The organism is Enterococcus pallens ATCC BAA-351 (genome assembly GCF_000407485.1).
GTDB lineage: Bacteria > Bacillota > Bacilli > Lactobacillales > Enterococcaceae > Enterococcus_A > Enterococcus_A pallens.
Genome location: NZ_ASWD01000001.1, coordinates 1,132,825 through 1,151,882, shown reverse-complemented (window position 1 = coordinate 1,151,882; position 19,058 = coordinate 1,132,825). Strand labels below are relative to the sequence as shown.

Sequence of the window (19,058 nt, the reverse complement as noted above, 5' to 3'; positions counted from 1 at the left end):
TCTCCCTCACTTTATTCGTTTTATTTCCTCAATCTCATAATGCTTGTTGGCATTTTCCTGCGCTGCTTCAGCCAAAGCTACTAGAACAGCTACTCGCTCCAGTTCTTCATCATGCGCCAAGTTTTCCTTAACCGTTACTGCTGGAGCCGATACTTCAGGTACAGCTTTTTTCTCAATCATTTGAGCAAATTTTGCAGTTACTTGCATCAACAGCATTAAGCCGGTTAAAACAAGAAACACAATGACCATAGCGACAACTGTTAACTCTAATGAATTCATCAAATTAAATTCCATAAGCTATCTCCTCGTATACCCAAATATTTTGATCGGTTCCGTTGAAGCTTTAAGCTCTGGTTGTTTTTGGGCTGTCAAGAAATCTTTGCCCACCTGTGGAAACAATGCATAAGTCAGAACCTCTTCATCGTTTTCCGCCAAAGAACCTATTTCCTGCTTCAACCTTTCAAACTCAGGGGGAATATGATTGGCCGGACGATCCGTAATTCGAGGCTTGTCCCCGACAATTTTATTAATAAATGCTGCGTCAATCGGTACCGGCGATTTGCCGTATTCCCCTAAAAGATACGCCTTCACTTCATTAGAAACCATTTTGTAGCGCTCACCTGTTAAAACATTCATCGCTGCCTGAGTTCCTACCATTTGACTTAATGGTGTCACCAACGGCGGAAAACCTAGATCCTCTCGAACCTGCGGCACCTCCTGCAAAACCTCCTCGTAGCGATCTGTGGCGTTGGCTTGTTTTAATTGAGAGTACATATTCGACAGCATGCCGCCAGGAACTTGGTAAATCAGAGCTCGCGGATCAGGCATCAGCATCTTCGGTCCCAGCAGGCCATTCTCCAAATACTTGTCTCGGACTGCGCGAAAATAATTAGCTGCTTCTCCCATTTTTTTTACATCAATTCCTGTGGTGTAGCCCTCTTCCTGAAAATTTAATACCAAGGATTCCGTCGCCGGTTGACTGGTTCCTTCACTCAGGGGCGACAAGGCTGTGTCGATGCGAGCTGCACCTGCCTCAATGGCTGCTTGATAAGTCAGCTGGGCAATACCACTCGTACAATGGGTATGCACAATAATCGGCAGCTGCGTTTTGGCAATCAAGCGTTTCACCAAATCACCGCAGGCTGTCGGTGTCAAAATCCCTGCCATGTCCTTAATGCAAATAGAATCAGCGCCCATTTCAGCAAATGTTCCACCCAATTCTTCAAAATAATCAGCCGTGTGCACATCACTGATTGTATAGGCAATTGCCAGCTGTGCCTCCTTACCTGTTTTCTTAACTGCTCTCAGCGCGGTTTCTAGATTACGAGGATCATTTAATGCATCAAAAATACGGAAAATATCGACACCATTTTTCGCTGCCAACTCCACAAAGCGCTCCACTACATCATCCGCATAATGGCGATAACCCAATAAATTCTGTCCTCGCAGCAACATCTGCAAGGGTGTATTAGGTGCCAGCTTTTTCATGGTTCTTAGCCGTTCCCACGGGTTTTCATTCAAAAATCGGATACAGGCATCAAAGGTAGCCCCACCCCAGCATTCCAACGAAACATAGCCGATTTCATCCAGTAATGGTAAAATCGGCTTCATATCTTCGATCGACATGCGAGTAGCCATCAAGCTCTGATGGGCATCCCGTAAAATCGTATCGGTAATTCCAATTTTTCTCGCCATAAACATCCCCTCCATCAAAAAATTTGTCCATTCCTCCATTTAGCAAAAATAGTTTAAAACAGCTTAAAGATCCTACTTATTATATTAATTATTTTACCATACTTCCCTTACAAATTAGCTAAACACCAGCACGAAAACGCTTTTTGTTTCATATGTTTCACAATAAAGATTAAAAGTTTTCTGCAGCAATTTTTCAATTGAATTATTCTTGTTTATTAAAAAATTTTGATCCCCTTTATACAAACAAAGGCAAATAAAAAAGCCTGCGGAAAACCGCAGACTTTTTTGACGATACAGGTGAAGGTTTATAAGTACAAGACTCTTCCCCAAAAGACTTCATTAAATGAGATACTCACTTAATGCTTATAAACATCCCCTGTACCTGATAATCTAATTATACGATAAATTTCAAAAAAATAAAGCGCTTTTTTCATTTTTTCAAATTATTCAAATTACTCATTCAAATAATACACTTTAGTTATTGATAATGGTCTATTAAACAACGAAAATTAAGCGCTGACGACCCTCAATTCTTTCCAGAAGACCTTTTAGTTAAACTAAAAAAGCAGCAAGGCTGCTTTTTAGACTTTTGCAACTACAATTAAACGGCGACTTGAGTGATCATAAGGGTTTCTTTGGTAATCCCCATATATCTGTATCTCTCTGAAACCGGCTTTTGCCAACAATCGGTGATAATCTTCATCAAGAAGAATCCGATAAACAATGTCATACTGATGGTTTTCCATCCGTTGTTGCGAGTGATACAAATCCAGCACATGGATCGTTTGAAATTTTTCATCCTGTTCCTTTACAAATATTCGTGAAAAATTTTCCCGATTCACCACAACCTCAATCGGCGGCAGCTGTAAATTATAATGGGTCGTACCTTGCGTCAAAACCAGCAATCCTTGCTCATTCAATCGATTTTTCATTGATTTAAGGGCAGTCACTAAGTCTTCCTCAGTATGCAAATGCGGCAATGAAGTTGTCAGACAGACTATGCCATCAAATGTTTCGGTAAAAACCTGTTCCAAATACCTGAAATCTCCTTGTCGCAGGGGAATTTTTTTCCCGACATTTGCTAAATTCTTCTCAGCAACTTCAAGCATTGAAATAGAATAATCGGAACCTTCTACCTCTAGACCAAGTTCTGACAACATGTATACGTGCTGCCCCGTTCCACAGGCACAATCTAAAACGGTTTCAACTTGATGCTCAGCAAAAAGCTCTTTAAAAAATCTTTGCTCACTACCTAGATAATTTTCGATACTGCCAAACTCATCATAATCATAAGCAAACAGTTGATAACGATCCTCCATCTCCCACACCCTCTTCCTTTATTTATTATAGCAGATTATATTTCACAAAATGCCATAGATAAAGGCTTTGTAACTCAGACTAATTGGTTGAGAAGATTGCGGGGCCCGCCGTACCAAACCTAAATACTTTCTATCGATACCTTTTATTCTAAATGTCTAGAATAATTCCAAACCTCTTGCTGAAAGGTCCTTCCATCAGCTGATGAGAAAATACTTAAGCTGGTATTTTTTAGCAAACCCTCTTGTCGAATCTTACTCAAATCCGGCTCTTTTAAATAAGCTAATAGGGACGACAGCATCACACCATGACCAACAATTAAATAATTCTTCTCCCCTTGATAATCTAACGAACTCAAAAAGGTCATGCCTCGGTCTAACAACGTTTGATAGCTTTCCCCATCAAATCCAGAAGGATCATATCGTTCAGGTTGATTCATTAAATGGTCAAATTGTTCATGACTTCGTTGCGCTTGAATGGTGGTTCCATCCCAGTCACCAAAATCCATTTCCTTTAGCGTATCGCTAATGATAATTTCCAATTGACTGTATTGATTTTCGCTCAAAATAGCTTGCATCGTTTTAATCGTTCGTTGGGTCGGACTAACATAAATAGTGGCAAAATCAATCTCCTTTAAATGCTTCCCCAGCTTTTTAGCCTGCTGAATGCCCTCTGCTGTGAGATCAGGATTAGAACGGCTTCCATTAAACAGTTGCTGACGATTATTTTCTGTTATACCGTGCCTTACAAAATATAAAGTAGCCATATGCTGCCTCCGATCCTTTTAGTTAAGAATAGATTCTTTGCAGCAGTTGTGTCAAGTTACCGGCTTGCTTCTCACAAAAGGCCGACTAGTTAAGCCGACCTTTTGCTTTCTTCATTTATTCCTCTGGATTTTTGATGCTTGCAGGGTCAATCCCTAAAGCTTCACACATTTCTTCATTAACGAAGAATTCCAGATTTTCCGATTCCTCTACTGGCATATCAGCTGGTGTTGCTTCTCCTCGCAAAATTTTGGCAGCCATTCTTCCTGTTTGCGCCCCTAATTCTTCGTAATTAATCCCAATAGTGGCAATGCCTGCTTCTTTTGCATCGTTGATTGCCCCAGCAACCAGCGGAACCTTTTTCTCTTTCATCACATCTCCAACCAATGTTTTTGCACTAGCAAACGTGTTATCCGTTGGCAGGTAAATCCCATCGACTTCATCAGCAACCGTTTGAGAAACCTGCTGCACATCATTGGTACTAGTAACCGTGCGGACAACTGGCTCCACTCCAGCTTTTTCCAAGGCCTCAATTGCTAAATCTGCTTGAATTTTTGAATTAATTTCACCAGAATTGTACATAATTCCTACTTTTTTCGCATCTGGTACGATTGATAGCAGTAATTTAATTTGTTTAGCCACTGGTGACATGTTGGTTGTTCCAGTTACATTTCCACCAGGCTTGTCGTAGCTCTTCACTAGTTTCGCTTCCTTCAAATCAGTCACACAGGTTACGACAATCGGAATATCCGTTGTTGCTGTCAACAGTGATTGACCTGCTACAGTCGTTACACCCAGCATCAAATCTGGATCTGACTTCACCATTTTTTCACTGATACTCTTTAAATTATCCTGACTGCCTTGAGCATTGTGGTAGTCGATCTTGACCGTTTCGCCATCAATAAAGCCCTCTTCCTTCAGCCCACGAACAAATCCTTTGTAGGAATCATCCAAGGATTCATGTTCCACAAATTGCAAAGCTCCGACTGTTTTCATTTCATCCTCAGCCGATTCTCCTTGACCACATGCGCCTAAGACCATCAAACTTAAAATACCAATTCCTGCTAATACTTTTTTCATTATTTCCTCTTCCTTTCGAATAAAAAAATCGTCCACTTAGATAGTCTAAGTGGACGATTGAAAATTACGAAAGAAATCAATACCTATTTTCGCACTATTCGCAGCCACTTAGAGTTACCTACGTGGCTGGTGACGCGTTGAAGCACATTAGCCATCATAGATACAAACCTGTCCGTTTGTATCCTGATGAATACAAACGTATCTAATAATAGCTAACGTAATAGCGGTTATTCAGTTGTGAGAGTTTATTCTTTGTCATAATAATGACCTCCAACCGATGAGTTGAACATAGTATACAACAGGATAAATTAAATGTAAATGAGAAAAATGGAATTTTTATTAAATAATTGTTAGCTATACCAATACACTCTGAAACCCAGCCCTACTTGTCCAATTACTGAGACTAGCTTTCTACAGCTTTAAAAACTATAGTTAATCATTGTGAAACCCTGATAAATCAAGGATATAGCCCTATTCCATTTTAAATTCCAAGACGTCCATTTTCCCTCTTAAAACTACCTGACAATACTAGCTGATAGACCCATTTTCCGATTTTAAATAAAAAACATCAGAGTCTATCATAAAATAGACTCTGAATTATTTCAAAAAATCGAAACTTCCGATTACGGTACCCTTTTTATAGTTTTTTTTCACTAATATACGTATTCAAGTATTTAAGTGGAAACGGCCAAACAGTCAGCTTGCCAATACGCACAAAATCTACTTCCATCATCTTGAGAAAAAACTCTTTAGGAAATACTTCGCCAATATACTTGATCTCTCTAACCGTATTTGCACGCTCATACTTAACCTGAGTAGAACCCTTTGGACTCCCGACAGAATAATGCGGATTTTTATCATACATAAAATCAATTCGCTCAAAATAATTGATATTAAAAAATGGATCATATTCCATTTTAAATTCGCCTGCACGAATATTTGAATACAAACGATAGCCGAATAACTTAACAATCTCAGCATTCATTTCTTTGCCGATAGCCGTCTTCCCTGTGAAGTAATCCTTATAGTCTTTTAAATGACAAGTGGCCAATCCTCCCATCAGCTTTTCTTTTATCTCAGCTAAGGCATGAGGATCAATTTTTTCATTCGATTTTTGCTGTATGTTAGAAATTGCTTCAATTAAATGCTTAGTGGGCACATTGCTATTTCTGACTTCGGATAATCTCCTGTGTAAACGTTGACCATCAGGCAACAACAGTAATTTAGTACTTTTAACAGTTGTCGTACACCCATTGGAAAATTGAATAAATGTTTCAATTGACCAAAGTTGCTCTTTACTAATCTTACTACTGGCCAAATGTTTTTCGTAAGAACACCATAAAGGATTTTCAAAGTCCCCACCTTTTTTAAACGTTTCCTCATCAATTTGATCAAAAATAATGGTTCCACTTTTTTCAATTGTCATGGCTACCAGCTTAACTTCTTCTTTTGCTCCAGTTCTTTTGACAAAACTAATCGGCAGCTGCCCCTCTAAAAGAACTAGCCTGTCTGGATTCATTTGATGGGCTTGGATATCCTGTTTAACAATAAGTTCCAATAAAATCATCAAAACTTCTGGGCAATTCAAGATATTTCCATTCAATTTTTCCAGTTTTTCCTTTGATAAGGATTCTCTAGTAAAGTGTTGAATAACCTTTCCAGGTTGTGGTGCTAAATGTGGATCCTTTAGGTCGCCTTTTTCATATTCTTCTTTAGGTAAAAGGTAGCACAAATTGAATCCTATTTGTGGTTTGCTCTCGCACTTGATAACTAAATCAGGAATTTCCTGCTGCAATTTTTTCGCCAGAATACGATTCGTCTCGCTGCCTTCTTTTGTTTCAGTCAAATCAATAAAGTGAATCGTTTGATGTTCCAAATCGTTGACCAGTCTCTCAATTAATTTTTCTTTTTTGTACCTGACCACTTTTTTAGTGGAGGGTTCAGCTTCACGCAACGTTACTTGCAGATAATCTGATAAATAGGTCTCAATATCCTCTAACAAATTCACAAAAATTCCGTTTTTGCTTCGTTCAAACTTTTGTCGATCTTCAATACTAAAGAAAGGAACAGAGTTTCTAACCTCTGGATGCTCTTTCTGTTCATATTTTTCCATTTTATTCTGGCTGACTGATTTCATTTTAGTCATCTTACTGTGTTTATCATCCCAGAAGAAATTACCCTTCTCACTTCGTTTGAAGGTTACTACTGGCAAAGCGATAATGTTGTTAAACTCAACCTTCACTTGAATCCCGTAGCGATAAAATTCTCCTTTGTAATCATTTGTCCATTTGGGATGAGAATATAACAACATCCCATCACCATTGCCATAATCACGTTTGATCGCCTTCTCATGGAGTGAATTAATTAGCAGCTGTGCCAAATTATTTGAATAAAAACCATTACCCTTGCCTGCTGGGTAAATTCTTGTTGCGAAACAGCCAGTTTGATTTTCTATATCTTTTAAGCAAGTCTTGTCAAAGTTTTTCTCAAATAGTAAATAAATATGGAGCTTGCCGCCTTTTTTCTTTGAGTCCTTCGTTCGTGACACTGCCATTAACTCCGATGGCATTTCTGCTATTAATTTTAACACTTCAGTGTTGGTGTCTTTATCGTACGGGTCGACTCGATAAATTGTGAAATCACGGTCAACAGCTTCAAAGTTAATCGTTAAGTTTGCCGAATTAGTTTTCATATATAGCCTCCAATAGTCTTTTTTTCATTTTTTCGCTTACTTTACCTTGATGGTTAATGAGAAACGGGATGGTTACAAGTCGGCTGTTGGCTGCCGACTGCACTAAGTGTTGCTCATCACGCTCAAAAATATTAATTATGATCGCTTTTTTACCTCCAACCTCATTCAGCTTTTTTAATACATCATTACGATATTTTTCAGCTGGCACATCAAATGTTCCTAGCCAGTTTTTAAAGTCAATATACGTATTCTCTCCAATTTGGCAGTCAAAAAATTCAAAATATGCTAGGTTCCGAATCTCTTCTGTTTCAATTCCAAAAGATTGCAACAAAGCAGTTCCTGCAGCCTCACCTAATCCAGCTCGATAAAAATACAAGAACATCACTGGATTCATTACAAACCTTTCATCAGCAAAAGAGGTGGCATACCCTTTTGATTCGAAGTATGTTCGAATCACTTCATTTTTCATGAATAATTTCAATTCAGAGGTTGACTCGGAAAATTCTAGAATGGTGTGATCCTTCCCTTTTCGAGTTTTTAAAAGCGTCGGTTGGTAAACTAAATCATATTCTGTTTTACTCCAATCCCATTCAAACTGTCCCTTCTCCTTCGGTGGCAAAGCCAGACAATATTTATTTGCCCCTTCTGTTTCAAAATAGTACGTTTGAAGAAATACCTCTTTTTGGAAATCTGTCAACCCGACCACCGGTTTTTGTAAAATGACGCTTCTTACCTCTTCCCACCGTTGCTTCAAGTCCTCTTTATCTCGATAACCTTTTCTCAATAAGCTAGATAGGCGCAACATGTTTTTGGTGGCGCGATCTGCCATAATTCCTTTTTTCTGAAGTTCCTCGTGAGCTCTTTTTTCTTCCAATGATTTCCACTGGCTTTCATTGCGACAAACCTTCAATAATTCTGCCATTTCTGGTGCAGGCTGTTTAATTTCACAAGTTGAATTTGCTAATTGATAGAGAAGTTTCTGTGAAATAAAAATGTACGTTGCTAATGGCTTAATGTGTGATCTTGTTAACCGACCGACGGCTTGAATAACCATTTGCATCTGTTTATTTAAGCCGCTAGTTGAGGACAAAATGTTTGTTTGCGGGTAATGAACATTTTTCTTTTGCCCTGAAATTCTTTGCATCCCAGCCTTAATCGCTAATTGGTGGTCGTGATGAGTAATTTCGCCAGTGTGATACAAATACTCAATCTCCATGAAATAGTTCATAATACTTTCTTGTTCAAGTTTTTTCTCAGTTTTGATGTTGGTTACTACATGAGTAATTTCCCCCAAATATAACGCATCGAAATCTTTCTCGACTGCTTTATTTTCAATTGGATGAAAAGGTGGAAGTTCAACTACTGAGACTTTTTCGGGAACAGCATATTGCAAATTTTGCCCAGCTCCAATAGTTTGATAAGTACTCATAACTAGCACACGCTCACCTTGGGAAAGCTTTTTGAGGATAACGCTTTTACTTTTTTCAAAATTTTCACTTTTTAAAACTATCATGCTAGCATCCGCTTGATGAGCTTTCTTTAGTGCATCAAAAGTTTCTTCCAAAAATTCAAGATCAAAAGGGGCATATTCTTTCCTCGGAAAAGCCATGTTAAGCGCCAGTAGAGAGTAAATTTCTCCCGTTTTTAAATAGTTGTCATATAACTGGATCATGTCTAAATATTTGTTTACAACATCCTCCCGTATTTTACCTTTCTCCGCCTCATCAGACTGATAAGCTTTTGCCTCAATTTCTACCGCCCAGTTTTTGATTACCTTTTTCCAATCAGAAAGTGGGCTGTTCTGAAGGATTATTTCCAACCGTTGTTTAATGGACTTTTGCTCCAAAGTCACATTAAACGGAAAAACTTTGGTGCTTGCTTTACTTTCAGAATAGTTCTTATCAAAAGTTTCAATCTTTTGGATAGTTTCTTGCGATAATAACTCGTTTCCTTCTTTGTAAGCTTTGCCTAATTTATTCTTTAAATAGCCTAAATCATAATTAGCTAAAACACTTGGAATTGTCGCCGTTGCAGAAAAACCTACGACGCAAGCCTTATTGGCAAGATGCAAGATAATTTTTTCAGGAATATCTTGTATACGAAGATATTTGATCTCAGTATCGTGTACATGCCTGTCACCATCAGCAAATTCAAACAATTGGAAACCAGAATGATAAAATTGACTAACATTATCCCATCTTCTAGATACTTTTTCTGGTGATGCACGAGTAATCAACTCTTGCATCATTAACTCCTTTTGTGACTGAGCTAAGCCCATTTCATGGTAAATGGTATGAAGGGCATCTTCAAATTGCATTTCTGTCTCCAAATGCAACCTTCGACCATTCTCAGCTGAGACTAATCTACCAGCAGCTGTTTGTGCATATTTTTGCACTTGTGTCAAAAAGCGGAAAATCCCATTCATAAGAGAGAGAATGCTAATTTCTTCAACCTCATTAGCTTCCTTAGCTTCAGATTTAGAAAAAGTTATTGTCACCTGCTTCTTCTCTTTATCTACAATCCCTTTAGTAAATCGAGCCTCATTGACGTACTCAGTGATAAAATCACCATCATGAAACATAAAGTTATTCATGTCGGTGTTCCGCTCTTCGGAAACATAGTCATAATATAAGTAATATTCATCAAAGATCTGGGCTGATCTTTCTTTTATATTTTCCTGCCACTTTTTCAAACCATCAGTTAAATAATCCGTTGAAATTTGTGAAAACTCTCTAGTATTCAGATTATAATAAAGTGTTTTAAACAGGTTTAAATACTCTACATCTATCTTAACTGCCCGCTGAATAATCTGATTGAGAATTCGCTCCTTCGTTGCATCGAACTCATCAATCATAATGACTGAGTCATCTAATAAGTCACTTTGTAGAAATTTTCCACTAGGACCAATAATAGAATCATAGTTTGTCAAAAACTTATCCATTGTCATAACTACTATTTTATATTCATTGATGATAGAAGCTGGATATAGATTAATTAGCCATGAATAATTCTTTTTTACCTTGGCTTGTTTATCTTCGAAGCTTATTTTTCCCAACTTTTTCTTGAAAAAAATTTTTAATTCTTGACGATAACTCCGCTCCTCCACGTTTATGCGTTCCCGCAATATATTTCTTATCACGGAATCTTTAGCTTCCTTATACAACCTAACTGACTTTTCGAGGCGCAAATAGTTATTTGTTTTTAGTTCTTTTGGTATGTCGGTACCAATTAAACACTCAATCATTTGATCTGCGTTACTTCTTAAGAGACAAACTTCGCGATTGAAATCCTCTTCTGTTAAACCCGAGTGGATATAAAATCTCTTCAAATCAGCGGTTGCCAGATTTTTCTTAAAGTTCGTAATAGAAAAAAATCGTTTAACTTTTCCCCTGGATAAAAACATGGCCTCAGCTGCAGCATAAGACTTTCCTGTTCCAGTTCTTGCATCAATCAAATTTAAACCTAATCTAGCTTTTTCAATAATTTTTATTAAATCAAATACATTCATATTCACTCCTACTTTCTCAAGTATCTTGATATTGATTTATTCAATGAAACGCTCTTTAGTTTCACTTTCTGCAAAAAATGCGAAGGTACGTTCGCATCATATTATAGCAACAATTAGAATATTATTAAAGGCATTTAAGATGATCATACATATAAATAATTAATATAAAGAATTATTTATAGTATAATTCGTATACAATATCGCAAAAATAGTTATGTGCTGCACTCTATTTTTAGAATAGATACATATTTCTTTAAGCAACACCAAAAAGCCCAAATCTATTTTTCAACATAGATTTGAGCTTTAATTATTATCCTAGCCACACCCCTGCATGATCCATTACTTCCTGCAGCTGCTCCAAGAATACCTTCAGCTGATAACCATCCGTTGTTGCATGATGCGCATTAATCGCCAATGGCATGTACCATTCGCCATCCAGCCGTATAAATTTTCCAGCCTCAAAACTGGGAAAATAGTAATCTTTTAGTTGATGATGCTGCAAAGAAAAACTATCAAAGCTGAACCAAGGGATACAAGAAATTACATACGCATTCTCCGGTGGAGGTCCTTTTTTCGTCAGCATGCCACGATCAGCCCCAAATGTTTCAACATCCGTTAAATAACGCAGATAAAATTTCGAAAAATCAGGCGAATATTCAGTCCACAGCAGAGAAACTGTCTGATCTTCCGGATGAAACTGCGGATAAACAGGATTCAGATAGTCCCAAAAACCTAAAGTTTCATCCTTTATCGCCATTTTTAATTCCTGCAGCTGACTTATCACACGACTTACCGCATACAGATACGTCGGAAAAAATTTGATCTGTTTTTGTTTAGTTTGTTGGCGCAGCTTAGTCACCCGAAGCTTTACTGTAATGGAGTAGCTGGTAGGTGCCATTTGCGAATAATAATAAAAGGATTCTGCTCTAGGCCAGTTTTCCAGCGGTTGTTTATAAAAAGTACCCATTAATTTGCTCCTTTTTGAACAATCCGTGCTTAGTACAATAAAAATACATGGTTGCGTGACACATGCGCGGCAGTCGAACTGCCGGCTCCTGTTCAGGATAGAGCTTTTTAAGCTGGATCTGATCTCCAGAAACTAACGCTAAAAACGACAGCGAGTGCTCCTTTTTCATCTCATGATCAAATGTAGCATACCAATCAGCTTCAACTTCTGCTACCTTTACCCGATGCTCTGCTTGCTCTGTCTGAGGGATTAACGGTTCCAAATGTCTTCCACAACAAGTCATTTCAGTTTTTCCAAATGAAAAATTGATGGTTTGACACGTTGGACAAACGAAGAAACTAATATTATTGATATTCCCATTATTCAGCTGGTTTTGAACTAATTCTCCAGCCAATAGCTGATTGGTCTCTACTTGAAACAGCTGGGAAAGCTGCGTCACCAGTGATACATCCGGATAGCCTCGCCCCCGCTCCCATTTGGAAACTGTCCGATCACTAATCATCAGGGCCTCGGCTAATTCTTTTTGTGTCCAGCCGCGTTCATTTCGTAAATTACGAATTAACCGGCCAGTTTGTATACTATCCATCTTCTCACCTCTTACCTTAAGACTACGTGATTCCCCCAGGCAAAACAACCAACGCAACGTAGAGTTTTACGATTTGCTGGCTACAAAACAGGCGGTATCAGAAGTGTCTTCCCAAGCTTCACCTGCAATATTTTTATAATGCTCAACCTGGGTAAAACCCCGCCCTTTCAACTCTTCAGTCATTTCTTTTGGCGTAAAAACGGTCTCCCAAATATAAAAAGTCTTTTGCTCTTCTCGATTCAGCAAATGGTGCGCTGCTAAATAGGTTGAACCATATTGCTCGGCGCGCTCCAGATGGAGACATGGCTCTTGGCTCCAAAAACTGTTGTCTTCCACCTGCCAGGTTTGAGTTGACTCAAAATCTTGATAACGAGCAGGCGTAAACACATCAAAAATCAATCGACCATTAGGCTTCAATGCCTGATAAGCCTTCTCCAAAATCAGTCGGCGGTTCTCATGGGATAAAACACCCAAGTCACAATAAATCATAACAATCAGATCATAGGATTCCTCCTGCCAGTCAATTTCGATATAATCCCTCTGAATATAACGAATCGGCAGGTTCTCCTTTTCAGCAGATTGACTGGCATAGTTAATACTATTTGGGGAAAAATCAATTCCCGTCACTTGATAACCTGCTCGTGAAAACTTTTCAGCATAGATTCCCGGACCGCAGCCTAAATCCAATACCTTTGGATAGTCCTTCGACGGAAATTTTTCGGTCAGCCAAGCCACCGATTTTTCAACGAAAGCTTTGTTACGCGTAGCTCCATCCTCTTGCTCATTTAAATGAGCAGTCAGCATCTGTTTAGCGACATAAGGATCGAGCCAAATATTTGCCGCACTTTCTGCGAACAAAGGAACGTCCTGTATTAATTTATTTACATCCATTTTTAAACTTCTCCTTTTTAGTAATTGATCGTTGATTGGTTTTAGCTACAAAAAAAGACAACACAAAAAAACCTGAAAAAGCCTACATCTACCCACAACAAATAAACTGATTTCACCATGAAATTTTTTCAGTTTAGTTGTCTTAGATGGCTTTTCCACGTTTCACTAAATTACTTTATTTGTAATGTATAGTGCGCCGGACTGAATCCACTTCCTTTAATCAACGATCACGTTTAGTTTACCGAACTCGATAAGAAGAAGCAAGTGCTATTCTTATCAACCAATGCTTCGACATTTCTTGCAGATGGTAGTAAACTATCCCCCAAGGAAGTGATCTGCATGTCATTAACGCAACAACAAAAATTAGACACCATTTTGGAATTTCAAGAAAATATGTCTCTAGCAAATCTGACCATTGAAGCAGTCGCCGAAGCTTTTCAAGTCCCTCCAGAAAAAATTACCCGCATTCTCCAGCTTCAACAAAATTCGATAGAAGATCCCTGGATTCTAAAGGAATATTTAACCAAGAAAGTTGAAGAAGCTGGGCAAGCGCCAGTCCCTTTCACCGCTCTGGCGGGTGATTATCACCAATACTGGTTCTTGGATGCTGAAACAATTGCTAAAATGAAGCTAAGCTAATGAGTAACTAAAACTTCTCTGACCCACTTAGGTTGGAGAGTTTTTTTAGTTTCATCGCATCACTTAAAAGCCCATTCGTTTCTTTACCTGTTGAACATTTTCTTGAGTTGTTAATTGTTCAAGCAGCCAAAATGCTACAGCCAAAGCAGTTGCCGGTGAGGAAGAAGTAACAATATTCCCATCCTGAACAAAGGGCTGCTGACGTTGCACCTCCGCACCCAAAGCAGCCAGCTGATCTTGCCGCGGGCTATCGGGATGAGCATAAGTTGTTGCTTTTCTTCCGGCTAAAACGCCACTTTTCGCTAAACTTAAAGCAGCCACACAAATTGAAGCGATTGGTTTTTCCTCCGCTGCAAAATGACGAATAACCGCTAGAAAACGTTCATCAAACGCATCTGTATAGAAATCAGCTTCCTCAAAGCCTCCTGGAATTGCTAAAGCATCATAAGATTCCAACTGAATGTCATCCAATAAGACATCAGGAATCCATTTCGGTCCCCAAGTACAAGTCAGCTCTGAATGCAGTCCCACTGAGACCAGTTCGGTGGATCCATCTCCTTCATATAAATTCCAGCCTAAAACATCAGTAAAAACACTTGCTTCATATGCTTCAAACCCATTCGCTAACAATAATAATGTTTTTGTCATTTTTCGTTCCTGCCTTTCCTTCTCTCTATTAATAGCATATAATGGAAAAACACTTACTTCTATGCACAAAATAAGGTATTTAAACTATTCCACCTCGTTTATCAAGGTAAAATAGCTCATATACCTAAAAAAAGGAGGGTATTATGGATCAAACAGATTGGCACATTCTTGCTCTGCTGGAAGAAAATGCGCGACTATCACTGAAGGAGCTTTCTAGCAAGGTGAACTTAAGCACTCCTGCGGTAAAGGAAAGAATCTTGAAGCTGGAGGAGCAAGGCATTATCGAAGGCTATACGACAAAAATTAATTACCCAAAACTTGGGAAAGAGATTGAAGTTTTTATTTTAATGGAGACCATTAACTGCCAAGCTTTTCGCGAGTTTTGTTGGAGTCATCCGGATGTAATCGAATGCCATCGTATCGCCGGAAAATACAGCTATTTAGTTAAATTTGCGACAGAATCGATGGCCACCTTAGAGACTTTTATTGATCAAACATTGAAATATGGCCATCCCTCAACACAAATTGTTTTTTCTTCCCATTACAATCAAAAAACGTTCAAGGCTCCTTAGTTAAGAGCTTTGAACGCTTTTTTGTTTCGCCATTGTTTTATTACATAATACATCGGACAGAACAACCAAAAGAGGATCGCCAGCCAGATACCGGCATTTACATACAGTGGTGGGTTAAACCATAAACGTACTTTGTTTTCTCCACTTTTTGCCTGAACAGTTGGCGTACCAATTTCAGATAACGAAGGGGAGACCTTCTTTCCGTTTACAGCTATTTCCGAACCATGATACAGAACAATCGGCAATTGTGCTTGTCTCGCTTCAGCTTGGTTCCATTTCACAATCAAGGAAGTACCCGCCGCAATTTTCTGGAAATCAGGATTGGGATCAACTACTTTTTCCTTGTATAAATTATAATTGTTGCGTCCCGTTTCATCATAAACCGGCAAATAGTCCGGTGTACCTTTTTGCAACAGCTCTAAGCTTTTCTTCAAATCACCACTGTAAAAAGAATCGCGAACCTGTTGATCATCCCCATAAACATAGGTATGAATGCCTTCCTTATTCGTATAACGATCCGTGTGCCAACGCTGCAAGGTCTGGTTCGTAGCGTACAAAATCTGTCCTGCACCGATCAAAACCACCACTATCGGAACGACCTGCTTCAAATGCTTCGACCAATTAGTTGTGCTGTAAACCTGAGCCATAAAGAAGGCAAAAAGCACCGTGAATGGGGCAAAAAAACGAAAGGGAAACTGAATCAAGGAAACAAAAGGCACTTGCTCCTTCACCCAGGCTGTCCAAGGCAGAATATCACTGGATAATATCAAGAAAAGCAGCGCTAAGGCTCCCGTTAAATGAATCAACGGCGTCATCCTTTTGCGATTCACTAAATAGATTGCCAGCATCGCCCCCATCAAAGGCACAAAGGTGTACGGATAAAACAGCCAATAATCACTCCCGCTATCCACCGCAAAATTAGACATTTGCTGATTCACGAAAGGCGGAATCAATTGATTGTTAGTGTACAGATAGAAAAGCGAGCTTACCAGGTTGGCTGTCAAGCCTAGAAACAACAGCACCGCCAAGCTGACATCCTTCATCAGCTTCACTTTTTCTTCACTGCGAATGAAAGTATAAACAAAATAAAAGGCATAAATCACTGCCAGCAGCAAACTTGAAAATAGATGAATCTGCGTCATCAATGCCATTAAAACAGCCAGCTTCACCACTGGAATCCGTCCTTTTTCCACCATATCCAACAGTGGCAGCAAACACAATGGCAACACCGCTGTGCCCCAGCTAGTAAACCCTTGACGCTGAATCCAATATTGGATCGAAAAGGTCGTCATAAAGAAGATTGCCACGGTAACCGCTAAGCTCTTGGAAACCCCAGCCCGCTTCAGCAAACAATACATTGAACTGCCTGACAATAAATAAATCAAAAAGTTCGCCAATACTTGATACCTAAACCAAGTACCGCCAATCAATACCAATAAGCCATTTAAATACGCCCATAATGGACCATATAGGGCGTTAACAATTCGACCAGACTGCTGAAAACCATAGAGTGTAATAAAATATTCAAAATTTCCGTTTTTAATTTGCATCGCCGTGTCATAAAAGCGATTAAAGTGGAATACTGCATCCGAACCAACGATCATATTGTGAGTGATCACGTTAGGCAAAATAAATAAAACTGCCATAAGGGGAATGACCAAGTACGGATAGTTTCTTTTCATGAAAACCAACTCCTCGTTTTCCATTATAAGTCACACCCATGTGATCCTTGTAATAAGAAGACTTGGCCTCAGAAGCTTTATCAGCATTTTTTCTTTTTTCTTTAATGATTTCTGCAAAAAAATCCTTCAGTAGAGCGGTTAAATATAGTATTTGAAGAAGTTTGGCATAAATTTAGCCCGTTAAGTTTAAATTACAACTAGATATACCCTATCATTTCTACGGTTTAGCTCCCATTTTTGATAATTGATTGAGGCTTCTCTTGATAAACAGACTTATCCAAAACAAATGAATTTGTTAACAATTAATAGTGATTTTTGTCAGTAATCATCAGTGTATCCTTTTCGTAAGTGACTGTCACTGAATGAGGCATATGGTCGCCATCGCTGTTTTTATTCCACGTTGCCATTGATCTTGGCGGCATCCCGTAAGATTCTTTTTCCCAGCTAGTAACCGTATCCGGCTTACCAACCAGCTTTTCTAGCTCTTCGTAGCTTGAGCCATTTTCAAAAGAATACTTTTCGGTGTCCCCATTGTAAATTTGTGTGGCTACCTTTATCGAATTATAAATATCTTGTGTCCAATTGCCAGGAAATTCCACTTTGTCAGAAGGTTTTTCAATGCCTGGTTCAATTGGTTTGTAGTTCGTCGCACGTTTATTGGTTTGAACCATTGAATAGCCTAAGAGCCCCACTAACATGATAATAATCGGGATTATGGTAAAGATAGGTGGCAATATTTTTTTCTTTTTGTTCACAGTCGGCTCATCGGCCTGATGAATCTCCCTGTTTTTTTTCGGATTCAAATAAAGTGTGCCGCAATACTCGCATTTCCAGCCATCCTTTACTTGATGGAATTGAGTACTGCCACAGTTTGTACATTCTTTAGTTTTCATGATAGAGCCCATCCGATCCATATTCTTCAGGAAAATCATCTGGGTATTTTCCCAAGCCTTCCCGTGAATATTTTTCTGGTAATCGAGTAAAAGATACATAACGCACGATTGGTGTCACATGACCCACTCGATCATTTTTAAAATAAACATTTGGTTTTCCTTGTTTCTCATAAACGAACTGCTTCGAATAGCCTGCATAGGATTTGTCATGAAGGATTACAATAAACGCTCGAACCTCTCGCCAAGTCAACTGGCCCGTTTCCCATTGTTCCCTCAAGACTTTTGCTTCATAGCTGACCGGGTTATTCTCCTCATCAAATTCAAGTTTAATATTCTGCTGGATTTCTTTAGAATCAGTGATGATTTCATCAGGTTTCCCCCAAATCCGCACAATATCTGCGCTAGAATATTGGTCGAACTCTGGACCATAAGCAGCTAAATAACCTGCTTCGCGATAATAGGTGGTTACTGCAAATTCCGAATTGGGATTTTCAATGATCATGTCTTTTTTAGGAGGCTTTCTTCCTCGTTTCTTTTTCAGCGTATCGTGCTCTTTTTGTGCTTCAGCCAACCGTCTTTCAAATTCCTTGGTTTTATCTCCACCATATTCAGCAATGGAAGCTTTGGCAACCTTAATATCCTCAGAATTTAAGGAGAGCTCTGCGATTCGAACATTACGTTCAGGATTGCTCAGCCGACTGGGCGAATAGTCCGACTTTGGCGGATCTGTTTTACTATCAGTGCCTTGACCTAAAGGCTTACGCTCTCCTGAAAAAAAAGGCACAAGACAAAAAACGAATAATACAAAGAAAAGACTAATTATTATGATCTTTGAAACACGCTTTTCTTTGGTGAGTACAGACGATTTCTTAGACATAGCTGCTGCATCATCAAAATCATATTCTGCATGACAGTAGGAGCATTGATACCCCGTTTCAGTTTCTTGAAATTGATTACTGCCACAGTATTTACAAACTAAACCTTTCATTTTATCTACCTAACTTTTCCTTAAATTGTACACGGTGATGATGAAAAAATTTACTCTTTTATTTACCCATTAGCAGCCTCATACTCAGAGAAACCTGCTTGCATCGCTGATCACTAGGATAATGATACTTTTTTTC

General features: G+C 38.8%; 16 protein-coding genes. 2 read left to right on the top strand and 14 right to left on the bottom strand.

The window, feature by feature from the left end:
• Window positions 1-6 precede the first annotated feature (6 nt).
• The 10 genes from I588_RS05495 to I588_RS05450 form a co-directional block, all read right to left on the bottom strand.
• Window positions 7-294: an OadG family protein gene (locus tag I588_RS05495; protein ID WP_010757974.1), complete on the bottom strand. Its 288-nt coding sequence runs from the start codon at window positions 292-294 to the stop codon at window positions 7-9.
• A 3-nt stretch (window positions 295-297) separates the two neighbouring features.
• Window positions 298-1,695, bottom strand: coding sequence for a pyruvate carboxylase subunit B (locus I588_RS05490; protein ID WP_010757973.1), 1,398 nt, complete (start codon window positions 1,693-1,695; stop codon window positions 298-300).
• A 581-nt stretch (window positions 1,696-2,276) separates the two neighbouring features.
• Window positions 2,277-3,014 carry a class I SAM-dependent methyltransferase gene (locus tag I588_RS05485; RefSeq protein WP_010757972.1) on the bottom strand — a complete coding sequence of 246 codons (738 nt, stop codon included), beginning with the start codon at window positions 3,012-3,014 and terminating at the stop codon, window positions 2,277-2,279.
• A gap of 143 nt (window positions 3,015-3,157) precedes the next feature.
• Window positions 3,158-3,778, bottom strand: coding sequence for a histidine phosphatase family protein (locus I588_RS05480; RefSeq protein WP_010757971.1), 621 nt, complete (start codon window positions 3,776-3,778; stop codon window positions 3,158-3,160).
• 115 nt (window positions 3,779-3,893) lie between these two features.
• A complete protein-coding gene (locus I588_RS05475) occupies window positions 3,894-4,859 on the bottom strand; it encodes an ABC transporter substrate-binding protein (protein WP_034693818.1) in 966 nt (321 codons plus the stop codon).
• Window positions 4,860-5,493: 634 nt separating this feature from the next.
• On the bottom strand, window positions 5,494-7,548 hold the full coding sequence (locus I588_RS05470) for a hypothetical protein (RefSeq protein ID WP_010757969.1): 2,055 nt from the start codon (window positions 7,546-7,548) through the stop codon (window positions 5,494-5,496).
• On the bottom strand, window positions 7,538-11,056 hold the full coding sequence (locus tag I588_RS05465; RefSeq protein WP_010757968.1) for a hypothetical protein: 3,519 nt from the start codon (window positions 11,054-11,056) through the stop codon (window positions 7,538-7,540). Before I588_RS05465 ends, I588_RS05470 begins: the two co-directional genes overlap by 11 nt.
• Before the next feature lie 310 nt (window positions 11,057-11,366).
• Window positions 11,367-12,023 carry a chloramphenicol acetyltransferase gene (locus I588_RS05460; RefSeq protein ID WP_010757967.1) on the bottom strand — a complete coding sequence of 219 codons (657 nt, stop codon included), beginning with the start codon at window positions 12,021-12,023 and terminating at the stop codon, window positions 11,367-11,369.
• Window positions 12,007-12,609 carry a helix-turn-helix domain-containing protein gene (locus tag I588_RS05455; protein WP_010757966.1) on the bottom strand — a complete coding sequence of 201 codons (603 nt, stop codon included), beginning with the start codon at window positions 12,607-12,609 and terminating at the stop codon, window positions 12,007-12,009. Before I588_RS05455 ends, I588_RS05460 begins: the two co-directional genes overlap by 17 nt.
• A gap of 66 nt (window positions 12,610-12,675) precedes the next feature.
• Window positions 12,676-13,500, bottom strand: coding sequence for a class I SAM-dependent methyltransferase (locus I588_RS05450; protein ID WP_010757965.1), 825 nt, complete (start codon window positions 13,498-13,500; stop codon window positions 12,676-12,678).
• 339 nt (window positions 13,501-13,839) lie between these two features.
• Here I588_RS05450 and I588_RS05445 point away from each other — a divergent pair, with 339 nt between their 5' ends.
• Entirely contained in the window at window positions 13,840-14,139 is a 300-nt protein-coding gene (locus I588_RS05445; protein ID WP_010757964.1) for a DUF2316 family protein, read from the top strand.
• A gap of 63 nt (window positions 14,140-14,202) precedes the next feature.
• Here I588_RS05445 and I588_RS05440 read toward each other — a convergent pair whose 3' ends face one another.
• Window positions 14,203-14,787, bottom strand: coding sequence for a DJ-1/PfpI family protein (locus I588_RS05440; protein ID WP_010757963.1), 585 nt, complete (start codon window positions 14,785-14,787; stop codon window positions 14,203-14,205).
• Window positions 14,788-14,930: 143 nt separating this feature from the next.
• On the opposite strand from I588_RS05440, the gene I588_RS05435 reads away from it, so the two are divergent.
• Window positions 14,931-15,359, top strand: coding sequence for an Lrp/AsnC family transcriptional regulator (locus I588_RS05435; protein ID WP_010757962.1), 429 nt, complete (start codon window positions 14,931-14,933; stop codon window positions 15,357-15,359).
• On the opposite strand, the gene I588_RS05430 is transcribed toward I588_RS05435, so the two are convergent.
• From I588_RS05430 to I588_RS05420, 3 genes are all read right to left on the bottom strand, one after another.
• Window positions 15,356-17,041: a hypothetical protein gene (locus I588_RS05430; protein WP_010757961.1), complete on the bottom strand. Its 1,686-nt coding sequence runs from the start codon at window positions 17,039-17,041 to the stop codon at window positions 15,356-15,358. The two genes, I588_RS05435 and I588_RS05430, sit on opposite strands and share 4 nt — an antisense overlap.
• Before the next feature lie 302 nt (window positions 17,042-17,343).
• Window positions 17,344-17,934, bottom strand: coding sequence for a hypothetical protein (locus I588_RS05425; protein WP_034693400.1), 591 nt, complete (start codon window positions 17,932-17,934; stop codon window positions 17,344-17,346).
• Window positions 17,924-18,922, bottom strand: coding sequence for a DUF4947 domain-containing protein (locus I588_RS05420; protein WP_010757959.1), 999 nt, complete (start codon window positions 18,920-18,922; stop codon window positions 17,924-17,926). The genes I588_RS05425 and I588_RS05420 overlap by 11 nt, the downstream gene beginning before the upstream one ends.
• Window positions 18,923-19,058 lie beyond the last annotated feature (136 nt).